20 protein-coding genes are annotated in these 23,708 nt (G+C 35.3%); 2 read left to right on the forward strand and 18 right to left on the reverse strand.

All coding sequences use genetic code 11. The annotated features are described in order from the left end of the window. Positions 1-49 precede the first annotated feature (49 nt). The 7 genes from nagA to pnuC form a co-directional block, all read right to left on the reverse strand. Entirely contained in the window at positions 50-1,141 is a 1,092-nt protein-coding gene (gene nagA, locus ACZZZI_RS11550; protein ID WP_463489497.1) for an N-acetylglucosamine-6-phosphate deacetylase, read from the reverse strand. A gap of 303 nt (positions 1,142-1,444) precedes the next feature. Next, entirely contained in the window at positions 1,445-2,290 is an 846-nt protein-coding gene (gene tsf / locus ACZZZI_RS11555; protein ID WP_316755346.1) for a translation elongation factor Ts, read from the reverse strand. A 130-nt stretch (positions 2,291-2,420) separates the two neighbouring features. Continuing rightward, positions 2,421-3,254, reverse strand: coding sequence for a 30S ribosomal protein S2 (gene rpsB / locus ACZZZI_RS11560; RefSeq protein WP_316755348.1), 834 nt, complete (start codon positions 3,252-3,254; stop codon positions 2,421-2,423). Between the two features lie 18 nt (positions 3,255-3,272). Beyond that, positions 3,273-3,659, reverse strand: coding sequence for a 30S ribosomal protein S9 (rpsI, locus tag ACZZZI_RS11565; RefSeq protein ID WP_029279076.1), 387 nt, complete (start codon positions 3,657-3,659; stop codon positions 3,273-3,275). Positions 3,660-3,662: 3 nt separating this feature from the next. Further along, a complete protein-coding gene (gene rplM / locus ACZZZI_RS11570) occupies positions 3,663-4,106 on the reverse strand; it encodes a 50S ribosomal protein L13 (RefSeq protein WP_316755352.1) in 444 nt (147 codons plus the stop codon). 256 nt (positions 4,107-4,362) lie between these two features. Continuing rightward, positions 4,363-4,530 carry an adenylyltransferase/cytidyltransferase family protein gene (locus tag ACZZZI_RS11575; RefSeq protein WP_316755354.1) on the reverse strand — a complete coding sequence of 56 codons (168 nt, stop codon included), beginning with the start codon at positions 4,528-4,530 and terminating at the stop codon, positions 4,363-4,365. Then, positions 4,527-5,138, reverse strand: coding sequence for a nicotinamide riboside transporter PnuC (gene pnuC / locus ACZZZI_RS11580; RefSeq protein ID WP_316755356.1), 612 nt, complete (start codon positions 5,136-5,138; stop codon positions 4,527-4,529). The genes ACZZZI_RS11575 and pnuC overlap by 4 nt, the downstream gene beginning before the upstream one ends. 201 nt (positions 5,139-5,339) lie before the next feature. Between pnuC and ACZZZI_RS11585 the strand changes: the two genes are divergently transcribed. After that, positions 5,340-6,419, forward strand: coding sequence for a mechanosensitive ion channel family protein (locus ACZZZI_RS11585; RefSeq protein ID WP_424057749.1), 1,080 nt, complete (start codon positions 5,340-5,342; stop codon positions 6,417-6,419). Positions 6,420-6,490: 71 nt separating this feature from the next. Here ACZZZI_RS11585 and ACZZZI_RS11590 read toward each other — a convergent pair whose 3' ends face one another. From ACZZZI_RS11590 to ACZZZI_RS11635, 10 genes are all read right to left on the reverse strand, one after another. Then, complete coding sequence (locus ACZZZI_RS11590) at positions 6,491-8,782, reverse strand: Tex family protein (protein ID WP_463489498.1); 2,292 nt, start codon at positions 8,780-8,782, stop codon at positions 6,491-6,493. A 331-nt stretch (positions 8,783-9,113) separates the two neighbouring features. Then, the gene (locus ACZZZI_RS11595; RefSeq protein WP_463489499.1) at positions 9,114-9,689 is read right to left on the reverse strand and encodes a pentapeptide repeat-containing protein; all 576 of its coding nucleotides are present in this window, start codon (positions 9,687-9,689) and stop codon (positions 9,114-9,116) included. 21 nt (positions 9,690-9,710) lie between these two features. After that, complete coding sequence (locus ACZZZI_RS11600; protein WP_463489500.1) at positions 9,711-10,190, reverse strand: hypothetical protein; 480 nt, start codon at positions 10,188-10,190, stop codon at positions 9,711-9,713. Positions 10,191-10,621: 431 nt separating this feature from the next. Then, positions 10,622-11,608, reverse strand: coding sequence for a pyruvate dehydrogenase complex E1 component subunit beta (locus ACZZZI_RS11605; RefSeq protein WP_316755370.1), 987 nt, complete (start codon positions 11,606-11,608; stop codon positions 10,622-10,624). 216 nt (positions 11,609-11,824) lie between these two features. Continuing rightward, positions 11,825-12,382, reverse strand: coding sequence for a GNAT family N-acetyltransferase (locus ACZZZI_RS11610; RefSeq protein ID WP_463489501.1), 558 nt, complete (start codon positions 12,380-12,382; stop codon positions 11,825-11,827). Between the two features lie 3 nt (positions 12,383-12,385). Beyond that, complete coding sequence (gene tnpA, locus ACZZZI_RS11615) at positions 12,386-12,820, reverse strand: IS200/IS605 family transposase (protein WP_463489502.1); 435 nt, start codon at positions 12,818-12,820, stop codon at positions 12,386-12,388. 255 nt (positions 12,821-13,075) lie between these two features. After that, positions 13,076-15,943 carry a PD-(D/E)XK nuclease family protein gene (locus ACZZZI_RS11620; protein WP_463489503.1) on the reverse strand — a complete coding sequence of 956 codons (2,868 nt, stop codon included), beginning with the start codon at positions 15,941-15,943 and terminating at the stop codon, positions 13,076-13,078. Further along, positions 15,944-19,180, reverse strand: a complete 3,237-nt coding sequence (locus ACZZZI_RS11625; protein WP_463489504.1) for a UvrD-helicase domain-containing protein — start codon at positions 19,178-19,180, stop codon at positions 15,944-15,946. Between the two features lie 135 nt (positions 19,181-19,315). Then, a complete protein-coding gene (locus tag ACZZZI_RS11630) occupies positions 19,316-20,110 on the reverse strand; it encodes a tRNA threonylcarbamoyladenosine dehydratase (protein ID WP_316755378.1) in 795 nt (264 codons plus the stop codon). Between the two features lie 87 nt (positions 20,111-20,197). Next, positions 20,198-20,854: a TatD family hydrolase gene (locus tag ACZZZI_RS11635; protein ID WP_463489505.1), complete on the reverse strand. Its 657-nt coding sequence runs from the start codon at positions 20,852-20,854 to the stop codon at positions 20,198-20,200. A gap of 112 nt (positions 20,855-20,966) precedes the next feature. On the opposite strand from ACZZZI_RS11635, the gene ACZZZI_RS11640 reads away from it, so the two are divergent. Continuing rightward, a complete protein-coding gene (locus tag ACZZZI_RS11640) occupies positions 20,967-21,500 on the forward strand; it encodes a thioredoxin family protein (protein WP_316755382.1) in 534 nt (177 codons plus the stop codon). A 112-nt stretch (positions 21,501-21,612) separates the two neighbouring features. On the opposite strand, the gene ACZZZI_RS11645 is transcribed toward ACZZZI_RS11640, so the two are convergent. Beyond that, positions 21,613-23,313: a glycoside hydrolase family 3 protein gene (locus ACZZZI_RS11645; RefSeq protein WP_463489506.1), complete on the reverse strand. Its 1,701-nt coding sequence runs from the start codon at positions 23,311-23,313 to the stop codon at positions 21,613-21,615. Between the last annotated feature and the right edge of the window lie 395 nt (positions 23,314-23,708).

The raw sequence follows: 23,708 nt of genomic DNA on the forward strand, positions 1-23,708 counted from the left end.
AACAATTTTTTAATACCTAGCTATGGTTTGCAACAAATGATGTAAATATTTAGATTGATATCTGCTTTCCTTGAAATATGACTTCTTTGAGGTTTAATTCTTTATCGAGAAGCAAAATATTAGCCTGGAAACCTTTATCAATTTTCCCGATTGAATTGTTCATTGCAATTAATTTTGATGGGTAAATTGTTGCCATATTTAAAGCATCAACTAAGCTTATATCGCAATGCGATACACAATTTTTAACCGCCTGCAGCATGGTTAACGATGAACCAGATAATGTTCCGTCGGGCATTACAAATTTATCGCCATTGGCCACATGCTGATAAGGTCCTGTTGAACATTCTGTAACTGCATCAGTAATTAAAAATAAACGCTCTTTTAGAAGTTTTTGTGCGAATTTTATCACTTCGAAGTTTAAATGCTGGCCATCTGCTATAATACTTGCCATAGCCTTATCATGACTAAAAACAGCTGTTGGTATCCCAGGCTCGCGATGGTGAATTGGGCTCATCGCATTAAACAAATGCGTGGTGGTTTGAATGCCCTTGTTATAAGCCGCGGTTGCCTCCTCGAAAGTTGCATTGCTGTGCCCTAGAGAAACTACAACATCATGATCAATTAAGTATTGAATAACTTCATCATCTTGCAATTCAGGTGCAATTGTCATCATTTTAATAACGCCATCGCCGAAGTCTAAAAGTGCTTTAATTTCATCAAGAGATGCTTTACGAACAAATTCTGGAACATGAGCGCCTAAACGTTTCGGATTTAAGAAAGGTCCTTCTAGGTGTAAGCCTAAGAAATTTCTGGCAGATGACTGATACGCTTTCGCGGCCTTTATACACTCGTTAAAAACTTCGGGTGTATTTGTGGCCATGCAAGCCAAAAAGCCTGTAGTGCCTTTCTTTAGTAAATCATCTTCCATAATTTGAAGCGATTCTACTGTTGGATCTGCAGAAAATAATCGTCCTCCGCTGCCATAAATTTGTAAATCGATAAAACCTGGTACAATAAATTCTACTTTGGAATCTTCTTCCGATGATTCAATGGAAATGATTTTACCTTGATCGATTTTAATGCTTTTTCTTTCTTGCAAACTATCGCCATCGTAAAATTTAGCATTTGAAATATTGAACATAAGATTTGTTTTTTTACTGGCCTAAGTTACTAAGTTGAAACCAATTTTGAGTTTTGTGTAACCGCCTTTGTTTTTAAACCCGATAGCGTGGAAATACTTTTTGTTTGGTTATCGTTTTAGATTACCACCTCGTTCCTCCTGGCAACAACGATATGGGGAAGGAAGAAGAAGCCAAAAAGATTGAAACAATAGCGGGACTATATTTACAGAAGAGCAATGACCTTTAATTTTCAAAAAAGAAAAGACAAAAAAAATCCGTTCCAATTTAACATCGGAACGGATTTTAATATATTTTATTAATGCTTATGCTCCTAATTGAACACGTTTGAAAGCTGTTACAGTTAATCCTTTAGCCGTGTTGTCTAAGAATTTACGAACATCTACAGAACCATCTTTAACAAACTCTTGGTTTAATAAAGTACTGTCTTTGTAGAATTTGTTTAATTTACCAGCAGCGATTTTTTCAACCATTTCTTCTGGTTTGCCTTCTTGACGGATTACGTCTTTAGCAATTTCGATTTCACGCTCGATAGTAGCAGGATCAACACCGTCTTTATCAACAGCAACTGGGTTCATTGCAGCAATTTGCATTGCAACATCTTTACCAGCTTCAGTAATATCAACACCATTAGCACCTTCAAATACTACTAAAACACCCATTTTACCGTTAGAGTGGATATAAGAAACGATTTTTTCGCCAGAGATATTTGCATATTCTTGAATAACGATTTTCTCACCGATTTTACCAGTTAATTCAGTAATTGTTTCGGCAACTGTACGTCCATCTTCCAAAGTAATTGCTGATAATTCTTCAGTAGAAGCAGGATTGTTAGCAACCGCAGCAGCTAAAACAGTTTGAGCTAAATTACGGAAATCTTCAACTTTAGAAACTGGCTCAGTTTCACAAGCTAAAGCAACTAATTTACCATTTGTGCCATCTGCTGAAACATTGATTGATACCAGACCTTCAGAAGTAGCATTACCAGAACGAGCGGCAGATACTTTTTGACCTTTTTTACGCAATAAATCAACAGCAGCTTCGAAATCGCCATTAGCTTCAACTAAAGCTTTTTTGCAATCCATCATACCAGCGCCAGTTTGTTGGCGTAGTTTGTTTACATCTGCGGCAGTAATTTGTACTGTAGACATTTTATTTCCTTTTTTAAATTTTACAATCTTGTTTATAACAATTACAGGTTACAAGTTACAAGCCGAAAGTTAAACTCATGTTAAGCCAACTTAAAACCTGAAACCAGTAACCTGCAATTAAAAAATATTACTATTCTTCTGTTTTAGTTTCTTCTGATGAAGGTGCTTCAACTTCTGCTTCAGCAGTTTTTTTACGTCTTGGTTCTTTAACCTCTGGCGCATCTGCTGCAGTTTTAGCTGCTACTGCTTCTTTTTCAGCCTCATCATCTTTTTCGCGTTTACGTTCTTCTAAACCTTCTTCAATAGCTTTGATAATTACATCAGTAATTAAAGAGATTGATTTAGTAGCATCATCATTCGCTGGAATAGGGAAATCGATGTTAGAAGGATCAGAGTTAGTATCAACCATCGCAAAAGTTGGGATGTTTAATTTTAACGCTTCAGTTACTGCGATGTGCTCTTTCTTAACATCAATTAAGAATAAAGCTGCAGGTAAACGATTTAAATCAGCAATACCACCTAAAAGTGATTCTAATTTAATACGCTCACGTTGAATCATTAAACGCTCTTTTTTAGATAAGATCGCATAAGTACCGTCTTTAGTCATTTTATCGATGGTAACCATCTTTTTAATTGACTTACGAACTGTAGCAAAGTTAGTTAACATACCACCTAACCAACGCTCGGTTACGAAAGGCATGTTTACTTTTTTAGCTTGCTCAGCTACGATTCCTTTTGCTTGTTTTTTTGTTGAAACAAATAATACTTTACGTCCTGATTTTACGATTTGTTTAATCGCAGCCGCAGCTTCTTCAGTTTTAGTTAAAGTTTTATTTAAATCTATAATGTGAATTCCATTACGCTCCATGAAAATGTAAGGAGCCATTTTTGGATTCCATTTACGGGTAAGGTGACCAAAGTGTACACCTGCATCCAATAAGTCTTGATAAGTTGTTCTTGCCATTGTTCTTGCCTCCTGTGATTAACGTTTACTGAATTGGAATTTCTTACGAGCTTTAGCACGTCCTGGTTTCTTACGCTCAACCATACGCATATCACGCGTCATTAGGCCTTTAGCACGTAATGCAGGTTTTTTCTCCGCATCTAGTTCAACAATCGCTTTAGCAATAGCTAAACGAACAGCTTCTGCTTGTCCTTTTACTCCACCACCTTGAACGTTTACAGTGATATCATAACGACCTACAAGTTCAGAAACTTCTAAACTCTGGTTTACGATATATTGCAAAGGTAAAGTTGGGAAATATACTTTGTGATCTTTACCGTTAACGGTAATTGCGCCAGCACCATCTTTTAAGTAGATACGTGCAACAGCTGTTTTTCTTCTGCCTGAAGTGTTAGTAACTGACATTTCTTAAAGTTTAATGGTTTTTGGAGATTGAGCCGCATGAGGGTGAGTTTCACCAGCATACACAAAAAGATTGGTGTATAATTTTTTACCCAATTTAGTTTTCGGTAACATACCACGTACCGCTTTCTCGATTACACGTTGAGGGTGTTTCGCCATTAACTCCTTAGGAGAAATAAAACGTTGACCACCTGGATAACCAGTATAAGAAACATATTGCTTTTGGCTGAATTTGTTTCCTGTCAATTTAACCTTGTCTGCATTGATAACAATAACGTTATCTCCGCAATCTACGTGTGGGGTGTATTCAGGCTTGTTTTTACCACGGATGATCATAGCGATCTTCGATGACAAGCGCCCCAAAATCTCGCCTTGTGCATCAACAACAATCCACTGTTTGTTAACAGTTTTCGCATTGGCAGAGACAGTTTTGTAACTTAACGTATTCACTTGCTTGTATTTAATTTATTAAACAATTTATTATTCCCATTAAAATTGGGACTGCAAAGATAGGTAGAAAACTTTTATTATCAAATAGTTGAAGATAAAAAAGTTTGATCATTTATCGTCGTAGCGAAGAGCATAGCGATGTGGCAATCTGATTGGAAGATTATTTGGAAATCAAAATCAGTGATTCTTCGGCAAAGTTTGGTCGGGCTTTGCGCTAAATCTTTTAAATACTTCCGTCATGCTAAGGCACGAAGCATCAGCTTCCTTTAATCCATTGAAAGCGTAATTCAGGATTGATTTTGTCATCTGGTGTGTAACTCATCGATACGATCAGTTCATCGCATTGCGACGCAGCAAAATTTATTAATGCAGTGTGGCCATTGTGAATAGGCATAAACTTGCCAATTACTAAACCTCTTTTCATGCAATTTTGCTATAGCCTCTATACTCCTTAATCCAATTCCACAAGGCAAACGCTGCAATAATGGTGAATACAAAATATTCTACGCCGAAAAATTTTGCACCTTTTAAAAAGTATAAATAGGTTGCTACAACATCAATCAGCAGCCAGATAATCCAACATTCAATTCTTTTTTGAATCATTAAAAATGTTGTAATTACACTCATTACTAAAATAAAGGAATCTACAAAAGGGTAAGCGCTCGGCAAATTGAATAACAAAGGGAACCAATTGTGAAGCTGGCTGGCCAAAGTTCCGACAAGTATAGTTCCAGCAATACCTACAGCAAGCCAAACTAAGAATTGCCCTCGAGGCATAAAACTCACTTTTAACTCTTTCTTTTTGTCTTCTTCTTCGGGTTTTGGATTAGCCCACCGCCACCAGCCTAAAATATTGGTTACGAAAAAGAAAACCATTAAAAACATATCAGGATAAAGCTGAATCTGATAGTAAAAAAAAGCCGATAAAAATACATTTACAATGCCTGCTGGCCAGCTCCATATATTTGCCTTAGCCGAAAGAATAACAGAAATTATACCGGTAAGAACCGCAAAGAATTCCAAATAACTCATTTGGTAACCAAGAACGCTAAAAAATATACTATGGGAATTGAAAAAATCCATGTTCAAATTTCGTTTTCAATAAGAAAGCCCTAATGTATATAATTTATGTCTTTGTTCGTTTTCTTGCTCACAAACAAAATGTAAAAGATGGTGTTATTAAACTATCTAATGGTTTTTTCAGCCTTATTTATTAACCAACAAATTTCTTAAATGCAGTATTTAGATAATATTTTCGGTTATCCCATTCCATTATTTTTAAAAAACATAATTATTGGTGTAGTAGCAATTGTGCTTGGCATTCTAATTAAGTTTATCATACATAAGATGTTTATCTTACTTTCTCGTTGGTGGGATTTTATTATCATTAAATCGACTATTAAACACTTAAGAAGACCTGTTGCTGTTTTTATCCCATTACTTTTTTTAAATTTTTCTTTGGATTTAATGGTGATGCCAGCCAAAATACGATTACCATTGGATAAGGTACTTGAAATAGGTTTAACCATCACTTTCGCCTTAATTTTAGTCAGGTTAATCAATGTTTTAGAAGACTTTTTCTACCTCAAGTACGACCTAAACAAAGAGAATAATTTAAAAGAGCGTAAAATCAGGACCCAACTTCAGTTTGTTAGAAAGTTTATTGTGTCGTTAATTATTCTAATAACTGCTGCGATTATTCTATTAAGTTTCGAAAGTATGCGTAAAATAGGGGCAGGTTTGCTTACTGGTGTTGGAATTGGTGGAATAATAATTGGCTTTGCCGCACAAAAATCTTTAGGAAATTTACTTGCTGGCTTTCAAATAGCCTTCACTCAGCCCATCAGAATTGATGATGTTTTAATTGTAGAGGGCGAATGGGGGAAAGTAGAAGAAATTACCTTAACCTATGTGGTGGTTAACATTTGGGATCAACGCCGCCTAATTCTTCCCATTACGTATTTTATAGAAAAGCCCTTTCAAAACTGGACCAGGGTTTCGGCCGATTTATTAGGAACCGTTTTTCTTTATCTCGATTATACGATTCCAATTGAACCTTTAAGGCAAGAAATGACAAGGCTTTTAAGCTCAAATCCCCTGTGGGATAAAAGAGTAAATGTTGTGCAAGTTACCGATAGCACAAAGGATGGCTCGATAGAAGTACGTTTCTTAATGAGTGCTTCGAACTCATCTCGTGCTTTTGATTTACGTTGTAACATCCGCGAAGCAATGATTGCCTTTATCCAAACCAATTATCCTGGAAGTTTACCTAAAAAAAGGTTGGAGTTTAGAGATAAATTTGATGGAATATAGGTTTGTCAGTCTGAGCCTGTCGAAGACATTTAAAAATACTTTGACAAGCTCAGTACGACAAATATCGAGAACTATTTAAACATCCCTTTCAGCTTTGCTAATTTCTCCTGTAAATCACCATCAGCATCTTTAGGCTCATTTTTAGGTTTAATATTGGGCTTCGAATTATTTGGCTTAAAATTCTGTTTTGATCTTTCCTCTTTTGGTTTCTTGTTTTGGTCTTTCTGCTTTACGCTTTCTTCCGTCTTCATAGAAAGCGAAATTCTTTTACGAGCAACATCAATTTCCATAACGGTAACCTCTACCTTTTGATGAACTTTAACGATGTCGTTAGGGTTTGCTACAAAGCGGTTTGCCAACTGACTAGTATGAACCAAACCATCCTGGTGAACGCCGATATCAACAAAAGCACCGAAGTTGGTAATGTTCGTTACGATTCCTGGTAACTTCATGCCCGTTCTTAAATCAGCAATTTCATTAACGCCATCAGTAAAACTGAAAGCTTCAAATTGCTCACGCGGGTCGCGACCAGGCTTTGCAAGTTCTTTTAAAATATCGGTTAAGGTTGGTAAACCTATTTCAGCGGTAACATATTGTTGCGGTTTAATTTGCTTTTGCAATTGGGTATCTTTCATCAACGCAGAAACCGTTGTACCTAAATCTTTTGCCATCTTATCAACGACAGCATAACGCTCTGGGTGAACGCCACTGGTATCTAAAACGTTTTCGGCGTTGCGAATACGTAAGAAACCTGCCGCTTGTTCATACGCTTTATCGCCCAGGCGAGGCACTTTTTTCAAGCTTTCACGGTTTTTAAAAGCACCGTTTGAGTTTCTGTAATCAACAATGTTTTGAGCTAAAGTTGGGCCCAAACCCGAAACATAGGCTAAAATTTGTTTTGAAGCCGTGTTTAATTCTACACCGACAGCATTTACGGCACTAATTACGGTATCATCTAAACTTGCCTGTAATTTATTTTGGTCAACATCATGTTGGTATTGCCCAACACCAATAGATTTTGGGTCGATTTTTACCAATTCTGCCAATGGGTCCATCAAACGGCGACCGATTGAAACGGCCCCACGAACAGTAATATCTTGAGTTGGGAATTCTTCGCGGGCAACATCCGATGCTGAATAAATTGATGCCCCACTTTCGTTAACCATTACAATCGTAACATTTGGTAAATTTAAACCACGCACAAAAGATTCGGTTTCTCTTCCAGCTGTTCCGTTGCCAATAGCAATGGCTTCAATATTGTGTTTTTCGCACAACTGCTTAATAGCGACTTCAGCATTTTTAACGTTTCCTTGTCCTGTATGTGGGTAAATGGCCGTATTTTCCAATAACTGACCTTGTTTATCTAAACAAACAACTTTACAACCCGTACGGAAACCTGGGTCGATAGCCAAAACATTTTTTTGCCCCATTGGTGCAGCTAACAATAACTGACGAGCATTTTCTGCGAAAACACGAATCGCTTCTTCATCAGCTTTTTGCTTGGTTAAAACACGCAATTCGGTTTCCATTGCAGGCTCAAGCAAACGTTTATAACCGTCTTCCAAAGCTTGCTGAACTTGTTTCGATGCTGCGTTATTTGCTAAAATAAACTGGTTTTCTAAAATAGCCAATGCATCTTCTGCAGGTGGCAAGGCATCTAAACGTAAAATCAATTCTTTTTCGCCACGGCGCATGGCTAAAACACGGTGAGAAGCGGCAGTTTTTACAGGTTCACTCCATTCAAAATAATCCTTGTATTTTATTCCTTCTTCTTCTTTTCCTTTAATAACTTCGGCTTTAAAAGCTGCTTTATCTTGAAAATAAGTGCGCATTTTCGTTCTTGCTTCTGCATTTTCAGAAATCATTTCGGCAATAATATCTCGAGCGCCAGCCATAGCTTCACCCAAGGTATTTACACCTTTTTCAGTATCAATGAACTTGTCGGCCTCCGCATCTAAATCAAAACTCTTTTGGTCGAAAATTTGTAGAGCCAATGGTTCCAAACCTTTTTCTTTGGCCATCGAAGCACGGGTTTTGCGTTTCGGTTTATATGGCAAATAAATATCTTCTAAAAGCGAAATGGTTTCGGCCTCGTTAATCTGTTTTTCAAGCTCGGGTGTTAACTTTCCTAGTTCAGTCATCGATTTTAGAATCGCTTCACGGCGCTTATCTAAATCTCGTAATTGTAATACTCTATCGCGAATTCCAGCAACCTGCACTTCATCTAAACTTCCTGTTAATTCTTTACGGTAACGTGAAATAAAAGGCACGGTTGCACCTTCATCTAATAAGTTTATTGTAGCTGTTACTTGTTTTTCTGCAACTTTTAATTCGGCTGCAATTATTTTATGGTGAGTTAACATATTCTAAAATTAATGTGGCAAAGCTAATCAGGATTTACTGGATTTAAGGATTTTTAAAATGAAGTTTTCCACCAGAAATTGTGAGTAATTTGTCGCTTCGCGTACTTGGATTTGAAAGATTAAATGATTTTAGGATTTTGTAATTTATTTTTTGGAAAGCAAAAGCAGATGCTATTATTTTTGGCAGTCGGGCTTTACGCTATATCTTTTAGCTTTTTCTTCGACTGCGCTCAGAATGACAGCTAAAAGTATATCGCTTCAATCCCTTTAAATAACTTTAGTTTCTGCTCCTATATAGGGTTGCAGATTGTATATTATCAATTTTGGACTGTTATTCGCTGATTACAATATCGTATTTATGCAAAAGGCCTGCTAAACCAGATTTAGAAAATCTTGCTTTTTTAATGCGATTGCTATCTGGATCAATAGAATAGTTGTAAGCAGTTCGGAAGTCCGCCTTTTCCAAAATAGTTCTATGAAATGTTGCGCTGAGTAAATCGCAGTTATCAAATGCTGAGTTGGTTAAATCACTTTCGGAAAAATCTACTTCGTGCAGTTGCGAATTTTTGAATATTGTTTTCTTCAATTTCAGTTTGTAGAAAGAGGAATGGTCTAATTTGCAATTCTCAAAACTGAAAGCCAAACCGAAATCGTTACAATTTTCAAACCGCAAGCCAAGCATTTTACAGTCGTTAAAGCTAATCTCGTTAAATGAAGTTTTGAATAAAGTTGCTAAACTCAAATTGCATGAAATAAATTCACAATCGCGAAATTTTAAACCACTTAAATCGGAATTTGCGAAGTTGCAGTTAATGAATTTACAGTTTTCGTATTCGGCTTTTGGTAATGATCGTAAAGTAAAATCTTCTTTGGTAAATATTTGTTCGGTAACGTAATTCTCGGGCATTTTCTCTTATTATTAACCAGGTTATTGATAAAAATTATTTATAGCTTCAAATAGCAATTTTACATCGTGCTTTTGGTGAAGAAAATTATACATTTCATTGTTAATCGACTTTTCAATAACATTGCTTTCTTGAATTTTTAATAGATATGGAAAGCCAACCTGATGCCTAATGCTATACAACAAAGCTGATGAAAATTTTGTTGAATAATCTGCAGATTTGGGGACTTTTCCATCAAGAAAAATAATCTTAACATCACTGGGTAATATTGGTATAATTTGTTGTTCTATAAATGCTAAAGAATTTTTTCTGTTGTTGTAACAAAATATTTTATGTCCATTAATTTGTAGCAAATATTCATGGTATAGCTTATCTAATTTTTTGTTTTTAAGTTGATGGTTAATGCTAGAAACAATAATTATAGGCGATAAAATTAATCCAATGGTTAGCATAACCAAAATTAAAGTGATGATTGACAGAACTTCTATAAGTTTTTTCCACATGCTGGTTTAAATATAAAAAATAATTTCATTCGTCAATTAACCCTTAATTTAGGTAAATAATATAGCGTTTTAGGCTTTATCGAGGTTTTTAACTGTGGTTTTAACACAGGTTTTGGTAAAATAAACCCGACAGGAATGAAAATACTTTTTTGTGGAATTGACGACAAAGATTGCTACGTCATTCCACCTCGCAATGACGACAATTGGGGCATAACAGAATTTGAAAAAAGATTGAAATGTATGGCGGGGCTGCTGAAAGCGAAGTATTACTGAACATTCGTTTTCAAATTATTATCCACGGAAACACAGAAATCACGGAATATGATTTTTATGAAAATCGCATCGCAATCTTTTCAATACAAAAAATCCCCCAAATTGCTTTGGAGGATTCTATATTTTTAGTCTTCGACTACGCTTAGACTGATACTTTATTATTTTGTAGCGTACATTACTTCTTTAACCGCTTTAACAACTTTCTCAGCATTTGGTAAGCTGGCAGCAATTAAAGTTGGCGAGTATGGAAGTGGAACATCAGCACAAGTAATACGTAAAACTGGTGCATCTAAGTAATCGAAAGCTTTTTTCTGAACCATGAAAGCAATTTCACCTGAAAGTGATGCTAATGGCCAAGCTTCTTCTACTACTACTAAACGGTTAGTTTTCTTAACAGATTCGATAATTGTATCGTAATCGATAGGACGAACAGTACGTAAATCGATCACCTCAACATTAATTCCCTCTTTTGTTAATTCTTCTACCGCTGGGTTAACTACGCGTGTTAACATTTTACCAAAAGTTACAATAGTTACATCGGTACCTTGTTTGGTTACGTTTGCTTTACCGAATTCGATATAATATTCTTCTGCAGGAACATCGCCTTTATCGCCATACATTACCTCAGATTCCATGAAAATAACTGGATCTGGATCTATAATAGCTTGTTTTAATAAACCTTTAGCTTCATAAGGAGTTGATGGAACCACAACTTTTAAACCTGGTGTGTTTGCAAACCAGTTTTCGAAGTTTTGAGAGTGTTGTGCACCTAATTGACCTGCGTTACCTGTTGGGCCGCGGAAAACCATAGGGCAAGAGAACTGACCACCGCTCATTGATAAAATTTTCGCAGCACCATTGATGATTTGATCGATTGCTACCAATGAGAAGTTAAATGTCATAAACTCTACAATTGGAATAAGGCCAGCTGTTGCGGCACCAGTTGCAATCCCAGCGAAACCTAACTCGGCAATTGGGGTATCGATAATACGTTTTGCACCAAATTCATCAAGCATACCTTGACTTACTTTGTATGCACCGTTATATTCTGCTACTTCTTCACCTAATAAAAAAACGCGGTCATCTTTACGCATTTCTTCTTGCATGGCTTCGCGTAGTGCTTCTCTAAATTGGATTTCTCTCATTGTAAATTTTAATAACGGTGGCAAATATAATTATTAATCGCTACCAAACCAAAGGCAAAAATGCTTGTATTTTGTAATAATTATGGTTGATTATGATGAAATATTCGGCTTTTTGCTTTTTATCTGAGCTGTTATTTTAGAATAGCTAAAATATTATTTTGCAATGCATTAACTTAAGTTGTTTTTGTATTACGGTTCACCTGTTTTCCGAAATATTTAATGATTTGGATTTAATAATCCATAAATCTCGCTATCTAAAAATTGTCCTCTGAAATAGTAATCTTGTTTGAAATGTGCTTCTTTAACAAATCCATGTTTAATTAGCATTTGTCTCGAGGCATTGTTCCCAGTATTAATATTTGCCTTTATGGTGTGCAAATTCATTTCTTCGAAGCCAAAAGCTATAGTTTTTATCAATGCTTCGGCAATAATTCCTTTTCTCCAATAATTGGGGTCGAGCATATAACCAATTTCTGCCCGATGATTCGCAAAATCGGTTCGCCAGTAACCAATGGAACCAATCATATGCTCGGGATTTTCTTTCAAGGCAATTACCCAAGCCAAATTATCGCCTTTTTCGAAGCCTTCATTAAAAGCAGTGATGAAGGTTTTAATTTCTAATAAATCTTTCGGCCTTTCTCTATCGATGTATTTCATTACCGTTTCGTTAGTACGCATGGCGAATAATGTATCAGCATCAGATAATTTATGTTTCCGAAGAATTAATCTTTCGGTTTCGAGATTAGGAAATTTGGTGAAGTTGAGGGTAAGCATTTGTTATTCTTTTCTTAATTCAAATTTAAATTTATCAACGAATTCTTTTACTTCCATTGCAAATGATTTTTTCGAATGATGTATCTCTTGATTTCTAATATAGTTCGTCACAACTTCTAATTGAGATTCACTTACTGAAATTGCAAAGTAATCATCTTGCCAAATAAATGTTTCATTGGTTAATTTGTTCTTGTTAATCCAATATGCAGATTCACCTTTAATGAGTTGGGCAATTTTTGCAATGTTTTGTTCTTTTCCTAATGAGATTAAACAATGTAAATGTTCTGTATGACCATTTATTGCTGTTAAAAAGATAGATTTTTGTTGGCAATTTTCGATGATGTGTTTTTGAATTTTATAGCGAATATTTTTTGTTAAATAGGGATGTCGGTTTTTTGTTGAGAACACCAGGTGAACCCAAATTTTTACATACGACATAATTTATATTTTGGCTAAAGCCAATATAAGAAATAATTTTTATCCGTTGGCTAAAGCCAAACGGCAAAGAAATGGATTAAGCAAATAGAGATATGTTTAATAAGATTGGTTGCTATTTACTGCCAGATTATTCTGCTATGTTTTTAAGAAGTGGGTAAAAATAAAAGGCTAAGAAGTTTATCATGCAAAAATAGAGATTGCTATATCTTCACTGCCGTTGGTTTCAACCAACGGCCAAAAGTGAAAACAAATCGCCTACTTCCCAAAAAGCGTTTTATAAATCGAATATTTATAATTATCTTCAATTGCGCTTGTTAAAAAGTATGGCGCTTCGAAAAGCTCTGTTAATTTTTTTCTCAATTCTGCTAAAAATTCGGGCTTAATTTGTTCAAGGAAATCACCTTTCAAAATCTGACGATTTGATTTAAACCAAACACCGCCAAGTGTTGGATCGTTCATGGTTTTTACAACATACAAGTTAGGTTCTACAAAAGTTTTACCCGAAAACTGCTCATAAGCATAAGTATATAGTAGCGTTTGCACTAATGCTTTGTTGATATTTTTTCCATCGGAATTAAAAAGCTCAGTAACATCTTTAAAAGCCAGTTTGTCGCTTCCTGTTTTATAATCTACAATTTTAGTTACCCCATCTTTAACATCAACTCTGTCAATGTAACCGAAAATTTTAATACTGGCTTCCTTTCCGTTTAATGGGAAACTAATTTCCGCTTCAACCTTTTGTTCCAGGCTAATAATATTAAATGGCGTTTGAGAAATATCCTGATTTACAATGATGTTAACGTAAGCATCTACAATAGATAAAATTACCCTCTGCATACCTTTATACTCCATCACTTTATCAGGATGGTTGAACATTACCGAGTTAAAAGCTTTTTCGATTAAAGATGGAACTTGTTTCCTTTTCTCTTTAATCAAGTCGGCGGTAATTTCAGCTTTCATCAAATCCTGATAAAAATATTCCATCACCTTGTGCAAAATCGAACCAATTTCATTGGCTTCTACCACCGCACTTACCTCTTTCGGTTCTTTAATCCCCGCGATGTAGTTAAAGAAAAAATCTATCGGATTGGAAATGTATTGGGTTAAAGCCGATGGAGAAAGTATTTTTTTCTTGTCAAGATATTTTTGAAGTGTTTCCTGGATAAAAATATTATTGGTTTTCTCAATACGAACCTCTTTAAAAGGCTCCGTTTTAACATCAAGATTAAGCTCATTATAAGTGAAATCGAATCCACTTTCGTATTCCAGTTGTTTTAAAATTCTACTGGCTTCGCCCGAAGTACTTTCGTCGGTTAAACTGTTGTAAACAAAGTTGATGTTTTTTGCTCTTTGCATTAAACGGTAAACCATGTATGAGGAAATGGCATCAAGATTTTCGAGCACTGGCAAGCCGTAAACTCTACGAATACTATCTGGAATAAAACTGTTTCCGATAGATGATTTAGGTATAATTCCTTCATTAAAACCTAAGATTACAACTTTATCGAAATTCAAATTTCTGGTTTCCAACAATCCCATTAATTGAATTCCATTCAACGGATCACCAGATAGCGGAACAGCAACAGCTTGCAGCGATTTTTGAACCAGATAAATTACAAACTGGATTTCTTCATCGCCAATGTGTTTACCAAAGGTATCGTGTAAGCGATTTAACTCCTGTATGGTTTTAACAAAAAGTTCAGCATCGATTTTCTTCAGCGTTTTTGCATTCGATAATCGGGTTAAAATAAAATCTAAAACTTCTAACAAGTAAGGAACAACATTCTTCGGGTTAGCGATTTTTTTATAGAAAACTTCGAATAAACCACCTTGCCTTAAAAGTCTTTCATGGGCAATTTCTACTTCGTTTTCCTTTAGTAATGCTGTTAAAATTTTATCACGCATTTTTTGCGTTAATCCTGTTAAGGGATGTGTTAAAAATGCCTCAACGTTTTTGTAAGAAATTTTTCCAGTATGTAAAATTTCCAGTTGAGATGAAAACCATAAATCGGCTAAACCAAAAATACTCGATGTAGATAAAGCAAAGCCCATAGTTACATTCAGGTCAATTGCTTGTCCGTTAAAATTTGCGGGGATGGTTTGTAAGGCAGGCAACAATAAACTTTCATCAGCTAAAACCACAACGGTAGAACCTACATCATCGCTTTGCGAATAATCATCTTCTAAAATATTATTCAGAATTTTGGCTTGTGCAGATTGACCTTGAACTTTAAAAACATTAACCCGATGTTCTTCGGTTTTCATTAAGCTTGGTTTATGCTCAAATACATTTTTTAAACCTAAAAGATTCAGGTTTTTTCTTAAAAATAATCCTGCCTCCTGTAAAGGATCGTTTAAATAATATTCATCAGCATCGAAGTAAAATAAGGCTTTATCAGCTTCTTGTAATTGTGTAAAAATTTTTGCTTCTGCACTGGTTAAAGCATTAAAGCCAACAAAAATAATTTTGCCTTTTTCGAAATTTACAGGCAAATCTTTTTGGTTTTCTATTTCTTCGGCTAAATGGCGGTAAACATAGCCATTTGTTAAATAATCTTGTTCTTTTAATGTGGCGTGGAATTTATGATACAGCTTTGGCATTCTCCGCCACATTTTAATAAAAAGTTCTTGTTGCTTTTTATGTTTTCCCTCAGAATAGGAGGTCCAGAATTGTGCTAAAAACTGATATTGCTCTGGACTTAAGTAATCGAAGTCTTTGTTGATAACCGAAATATCTTCCAAATCACGATATAGCTTTCCAGCATCCACCAAATCATTATCAATTTGGGTAAAATCGCTTAAAATTATTTTGGCTAAAGGGAAAAATTTATGACTAGAAATAGGTTCCAGATTTTCCTCAGCCAATAGCTGATTGTATATTTTATGAAGCGTGAAAAACTGCAAGTAAAAATCTGCGATTTTATATTTTGTTGCGCTCGCAAAAAACTCCTGTATAGTATAAAAGGATGGGCTAAAAAAGGGTTTCTTAATAATATCAGCCAAATATTTTTGCATGTAAGCAGATGGGCGCTTATTATTAAAAACAATGGCGCAATGTTGGAGATTCGCTCCAAATTTTTCAATTAAATCTTCGGCAACTTCTTGTAAAAATGGCTTAATCATCTACACTAACTTTAATTTACCGCTAACGGCGTAAAACAAATAGGTTTTAACATTGCTGTGGCCCATATCTAAAAGCAGATTTTTATAATTTTCTACTTGCTCAATGTGTCTGTCGCTTTCGGTAAGCGTAAATTTATAATCGAGGATAATTACTTCATCATTATTAAATAAAATACGATCAGGACGATGAAGTTTACCCTTCGCATCTATAATGTTTTTTTCGGTAATACTTCCTGTTGCTTTACTTAGTACTGCTTTTAAATCCGAATTTTCTAATACTTCTAAAGCTTTTAATTTTAGGCTGTCTTTTTCATCTTCCTGTACAATTCCCTCTAAAATTAAATTTGTTAAATAATCATCAACCTCTTTTTCTGTACTTGCATTTGCCAGAATATCATGTAATAATGAGCCTTTTCTGCCCGATTTTTCGATGTTTACCAAATGCTTTAAATGCTTTTCTTCTGATGAAATATATAATTCAGATAACCTGGTAGTAGTTGGATAATGTTTTAAGGCGATAAAATCAGTTTCTTCATTTTTGCTTTCTATTGATATATAATCTATGATTTCGTAAACGCCATTTTCATCGAATTGCCCATCGAAGGTGAAGTTGATTACATCGCCCATGTTCGATAAACTAACTTCTTTATTTCCCTTTGGTTCTGCTTTTCCCATCGTAGAAATATAAAGGAAATCTTTAGAACGCGTTGTAGCTACGTAGAGCATGTTCAATGCATCCATGTTGTTATAAAGTAATTCTTCGTAATACGCCTTTGCGATGGATGAATCGGCTAATTCTTTATTATATTTTAGTGGGATTCCACGAAGTTCCTTGTAGACGGTTTCTTCAGACGAAACCCAAAAAGTTGAGTTTGTTTTACCTTTCACTTCCCAATTGCAGAAAGGCACAAAAACCGCTCTAAAGGCCAATCCTTTTGATTTATGAATGGTAATAATTTGAATCGCATCGGCGCCTTCTGGAGATGGAAGCGATTTTTTAACACCATCCTCATCCCACCAGGTTAAAAATGCGATAATTCCTTTTTCTCCTAATTTACCTGCTGATGCGGTTAAATCTCTAAAAGCCAAAAGATAGGGTAGGTGAGCGGTTAAAGGTTTTAATCCATAACTTTCAATTAAAATTTCTACTAATTCAGGTAGAGGCAACTGTAGCCAGCTTTGCCAGTTTTCGCATAAGGCAGGTGGTAATACGGCCGAAAGTTGGTTTAAGGGTTTAATCGTGAGATTAATATAGTGATTTGCATCTGGTTCTTTTTCGTGTAAAGAATGATAAAGCGCAATACAGTTTGCTTTATAAAGTGCGCTTTGCGATTCCAGGCCAATTAATACTTTTAAGGTGTTGATGATTAATTGTATTGCCGAATTGTTTGAAATTAGTAGTGCATCGCCCGATAAAACAGGAAGATTTTGCTCCATTAATTTGCGTACGGTAAGCAAAGCCTCGCTATTCGAACGAACCAGAATTGCGATGTCTTTTAAGGCATATTTTTGTTCATCTTTTAAGATTTTAATTTCCTTAATAACATCATCTAAAGCAATATCTCTAAAAACTGTTTCGGTAAAACGAGCCTCATCAGGACTATGTTCTTTGCTAAATTTTTTAATTTTTATTGTGCCACCTTTAAGGGTATTTAATGCAAAATTTTGCGTCGACCCCGCATAAATATCTGTTATAATTTGGTCGTAATGCTCACCTGTCCACCAATTGGTAATGTTATCGGGTTTAGTGGCCAAGTTTGTATTTAATTCATTTTGTAATGTAATCGGGATGGAACGATAAAGAACATTATTAAACGTAATGATATTCTCCGTGCTGCGATAATTTTCTGCTAAGCTGTCTTCCAATACATTGTTTATTCCAACATCACTTTTAGCATGTTTATGCAGAATGTTCCAATCGCCATTTCGCCAGCGGTAAATAGATTGTTTCGTATCGCCAACAATTAAATGGTCAATTAAATCCTCACTTGGTGTTGCCATTGCATTGGTAAGTAGAGATTTAAAACTTCCCCATTGGCTGGTAGAGGTGTCCTGAAATTCATCAAACAGAAAGTTTCGATACCGATTGCCAACTTTTTCCCAGATAAAGGAAGGATTATCCCCTGCATCTTCGGTGATTCCTGAAATTAATTTCTGCGCATCGCTGATTAAAAGATTATCATTTTCTGCCCGATATTCTGTTAAAAGAACAGCAATTTCCTGCATTAACCTTAAATAATAAAGATTTTTATTGAAAGCGATTGCAAGCTGATAATTAGGTAGATGTGTTAGGTAATGAGTTTCTATCTTTTTTAAAATGGGATTTATTGTATCATAGGCTTCCGCCACACTTGCATTTTTCTGAAACCATTCTTCAGGTTCATCAATTAGATTAAAAATTGGCTCTATTTTAGAAAAATCGCCCCTTGCAACTATAATTAATTTGGTTAGCGGACTTCTTGATTTTCCTTTAAGCTGCTCGTTTTCTACACCTAAAACTTCAAGCGCCTCATGTGCATCTTTAGCGAGTTGAATGATTTCACTTTCGAAATTTTTAATCTCATCTTTAGTAACACTGATGTATTTCTTAAACAATTCATCTATGTTTTCTAAGCCAAGCTCGCTAACTGCATCCTCAAAAATTTGAAAACGCTCTGAAAATATTTCACCAATTAAATTATATAGTTCGAATTTATAATTCCAGCTTTTATTATCGCTGATGCGTTCGATTGCTAAATCGATAATCCATTGTAAAAGCTGTTTATTGGTATCTAAAGCTTCATCCAGTTTATTTACCAGGTCATCTTTCACCTTGTCATAATTCATTTCTAAATTATAATCGGCATTTAAGCCTAGCTCAAAAGCAAAGCCCCTGATTACCTTTTGCACAAAACCATCAATCGTACTCACCGAAAAACGACTGTAATCATGAAGAATTTTACGGTAGATCTTATCAGCCTTAAGTTTTAAACTTTCAGCTTTCAACTCAGGATGTGATGCCAAAACCAAAACCCGATAATCTTCAATTTTTTTTGAAGGATTACCCTTTGCCAAACCATGTAGAACTTCCAAAATCCTGGTTTTCATTTCTTCTGTAGCCTTGTTTGTAAAGGTTACTGCTAAAATTTCGCGATATTTATTATCACCAGAAAAAAGCAAAGTGAGGTAATGTGCTGTTAAACTGAACGTTTTACCAGAACCTGCTGAAGCTTGAAGAATTTTAATTGGTTTGGGCATATTTTTCTTGGCTATGGGTTTTATTTCCCTTCCTTTAAAAAGGGTGGCTGTAGGGCGGGGTTGTTTTTTAACAACACCTAACTTACAACAATTTAAAATTTTCCCGAAATCAGGATATCAACAGTTGATCGGCAGCTATTTCTTTTTAATTTTTCTTTTTGCTAAGGTTTTATGGCTAATCCTTAATGGTCTTTCGGCCATTTCTATTTTTAAACCCAGTAAATCGCGGATTACTACAGAGGCACAAGCACCACCGAAGGCAGCGGGTAAATAAGAAACCGTTCCGTAAGCCGAGCGTTTAAAATTACTTCCGTCGGTCATAATCATCGAGTTCTTATCCATTTGTTCGGTAGAAAAAACAGCTTTTATTTTAGATGCATTTTCTAATTTGTTTAAACGTTTGCGTACGTAACTGGCAAAAACACATTGATAAGTATCGGGCAACATCGCAATTCTTAATCTGGTTGGATCCATTTTACCACCTGCACCCATAGAGCTTACAATTGGGATATTTTTTTTCAGTGCAGTTCCCAATAGCGTAATTTTCGGCATCACACTATCAATGCAATCCATAATATAATCAAAGTTCGATTCTAAAATTTCTCTACATTTCTCTGGCGTTAGGAAAGTATTAACCACATGGAGTTTTAATTCAGGATTTATAGCTAACAAACGCTCTTGCATAATTTCGGCTTTGCCTACACCGTGGTTGGTAGCTAAAGCTGGTAATTGTCTGTTACGGTTGGTTGGGTCAACTACATCACCATCAACAATTGTCATTTCGCCTATTCCTGAACGGCAAATAAATTCGGCAGCGAAAGAACCAACGCCTCCTAAGCCAATAACTAAAACGTGTTTAGATTGAAGTTTATCAATTCCATCATTTCCTACTAAAAGAGCAGAGCGTGAAAGCCAGCTTATATCAGACATATTATTTATGTTTTTACTACAGATGAAAAGGATAAACACAGATTTTGGGCTTTAAAATCTGTGTTTATCTGTTCTGCGGTTAATTATTTAAATTAAATTCAATTTTTTCCAGTTTGCAAAAATAATTGCTTTCATTTCATCAATCGAACATTTTTTCAAATTAGCTGCCCCTTGATAGATTTCTTCTATTGATGTTTCCGAATCATCGGTTTCTAAAAAAAAATCATCGTACTGCTTCATTAATTTGGAAGCACCAGAATTCTCTTTCAAACTTGCAGCTCCGAAAGAAAGTAAAAAACCTTTTGCAATTAATTGCTTACCTAATTCCTCATTTTTATTAAAGCCATGAATAATCATCGGTACTTTAACGCTCAATCGATCTTTAACTCCAATTAATTCTGAAAAGGATTTAACGCAATGTAAAATCAGCGGTTTACCAAGCTTTTCTGCTAGTGCAATTTGCTTTTCCAGTATGATGATTTGATGCTCAATATTTTCGCCCTTAAGTTTATCTAACCCGCATTCCCCAATTAATTTAACATTCGCCTGGTTAGCCAAAACACCTAGGTATTTCATCTGCAAATCCAATTTATCAAGCGTAGCGTACCATGGGTGTAGGCCAATTGAAATGGGTTTAGTTTTAGGCATAGCCAGAAAAATATCGCTTGTTAGCGATAAACTCTGAATGCTGTGAACACCAATTTTCTGTGCGGTTTTGTGCGTATGTAGGTCTAAAAAATCCATCGAAAGCACAAAGATAAGCTTTTGTGAAAATGTATTTCTTCTGTAAAGAATTCGATAATAATCTATTAGATTGGTCGACTTGATTAAGTTTGTGTTATCATTCTAAAAAAATATGAAAAGAATATTCATTTTATTAGCTGCGGTATTTATTTCCACTGCGGCTTTCAGTCAGGCAAAAACAGAAGGTGTTCATATTTACAACCCTGATGCGAATGCATTAGCCGATTTAAAAGCGGCTACAGAAAAAGCTGCTAAAGCAAACAAACATGTGTTAGTGCAAGTTGGCGGAAACTGGTGTAGCTGGTGTATTGCCTTCCACAATTTGGTCGAAACAACGCCAACACTAAAACAAGCTATTGATGATAACTATGAATTTGTTTTAGTAAACTGGGATAAAGATCATCATAATGATGAAGCTATGAAATATCTTGGTTTCCCAAATCGTTTTGGTTACCCTGTTTTCGTAGTTTTAAATGGCAAAGGCAAAGTATTGCATATCGAAAACTCAGCATATTTAGAATCAGAAGAAATTGGTGAAAACGGCAAAAGAAAAGTTGGCCACGATGTGAAAAAAACCATTTCATTTTTAAAAGGGTGGACGGTTGAAGCGGTAAATCCAGAAACTTACAAGGTTAAAGCAAAGTAAAAGCTAAAAACATTATAAATAAGGATCTTCAATAAACCCAGAAGAATAGTTTACAAACAAGAAAGGCGAATGATTTTCATTCGCCTTTCTTGTTTAATTATATTTTTAAAATTTACAATCCATCGCCAAATTTATAGTTTGGAGCAATGCTAACAGGAAGTTTGCCAGTAGGAACTAATCTGTTATTAATCACTGCTGCAGCAGAAATTTGCATATAGTCTTCTTTCTGATAGCCAATAACCAAACCTTTACTGTTTTCTAAACCAGGTAATCCAGCAAGGTTATAAGGGTTTGCAAACAAAGCAAAAACTGCGTTTTTAGTCGATAAATCTTTAATAAAATTTTTAACTCCAGCATTTAAAGGTATGTTGTTTCCAGGACGGGAACGAGCATCATGAATGCCTACAATTACCTGATCGAAAGCACCAATTTCACGTGCAATATTCGAAATTTGAGTCGCACTTGCATCCTTATCTAAAACGTAATAAACCGAGTTGTAAAAACCTTTCGAAATCTCCTTCTGAAATCTGGTAACCGAAGGAACTCCAATACTAATAATTGCAGTTCTTCTAATGGGAATCATGTTTTTAATATAATCTTTTCCCTTTAATAAAGTAACCGATGCGTTAGCCAGCTCTTGTACTAAAGCATTACTTGCGTTGCGGTTAACACCTGCAACAATCCCTTGGGTAACAATTGTATCGCGTTTACCTAAACCAGCCCAATATTTAGCTGTTAAAATCTTTTTCACGCTTTCATCAATCGTTTTCATATCAATTCTGTCTTGTCTGACAGCTTTACGAACCAATTTAATAGCCCTGTCGCTGTTTTCAGAAAGTTCCAAAATGTCGTTTCCAGCGATAATCCCTAATAAATCAGCCTCCCCATCTTTAAAATATTTCACCACGCCTTTCATGTCCATCGCATCTGAAATAATTAACCCTTTAAAGCCTAATTTTTCCTTTAAAATTCCTGTAACAATTGGTTTTGACAGCGTAGAAGGTAAATTTGGCGTATTATCCAACGATGGAATATTCATGTGCGCAATCATAATTCCCGATGCACCTTGCTTAATCAATTCTTTAAACGGATACATTTCCAAGGTATCTAAACGGGTTGCGCTAAAGGTAAGTTGCGGTAAATCATAGTGCGAATCTACATCTGTATCGCCGTGCCCAGGAAAGTGCTTTAAAGTTGTTAATAAACCTCCATCTTGCATACCTTTCATATATGCGCCAGTTTTCACTGCCACATTATATTTATTTTCGCCAAACGAACGGTAGTTAATAACTGGGTTTTTCGCGTTGTTATTAATGTCAGCATCGGGGGCTAAATTCATTTGCATACCCATGCGTTTAAAATCTTTAGCAACTTCCAAACCCATTTTATACAGCAATTCTTTGTTTTGAATCGCGCCTAGAGTCATCTGATAAGGAAAAGAAATCGTACTATCTAAACGCATTCCCAATCCCCATTCTCCATCGTTAGCAACAATTAATGGCACTCTGCTCACTTTTTGGTAAGCGTTAGTTGCCGCAGCTTGCCTTGCAGGCCCACCCTGAAAGAAAATTACGCCACCCAGTTGCTCCTTTTTAATCACCAAGCCAACTGAATCAGTATATTTTTGCCCTAAATTAGTATGGGCACGTACGAAAAACATTTGTGCAATCCGTTCTCTACGGTTTAATTTGTTAAACACAGAATCAACCCATTTTGGCTGATTGGCTAACATTTCCAGATAGGTTTGCTTTTGTGCGTTTGCCGAAATTGTGGCAATGCAGATTGCAATAAATAAGAATAGGTTTTTTTTCACGTATTTGTTTTGTTGTATTTGGTGCTAAATTAGTAATCAAAAACAACATAAAACAAAAACCAATCCAAGTAATCGATTTAATACAACAGGTTGTGAAGGTTATCTGAACTAAAAAGCTAATTGCATAGGTGTTCTAGTTAATAAATATTTGAAGACGAAAGCCAGTAGTTCTTTCAAACTATCAGTCCGGCTTTCGTTTCGATCTTTTTGTCAATATCATTATAATCTCGCCGAACGCCTGCAAAAAAGGATTATTTTCACCGTAATCCGGTTTTCTTAACAGGGTTTGTTGCATCGAAATCCTTCAATAATCAAAATAAATAAAACCAATTCCATTTATTAAAGGTTACTATAATAACGCTCAGTAAATTATTTATTCACTAAACTTTACCGTT

It is taken from the genome of Pedobacter sp. AC190, from assembly GCF_979258025.1.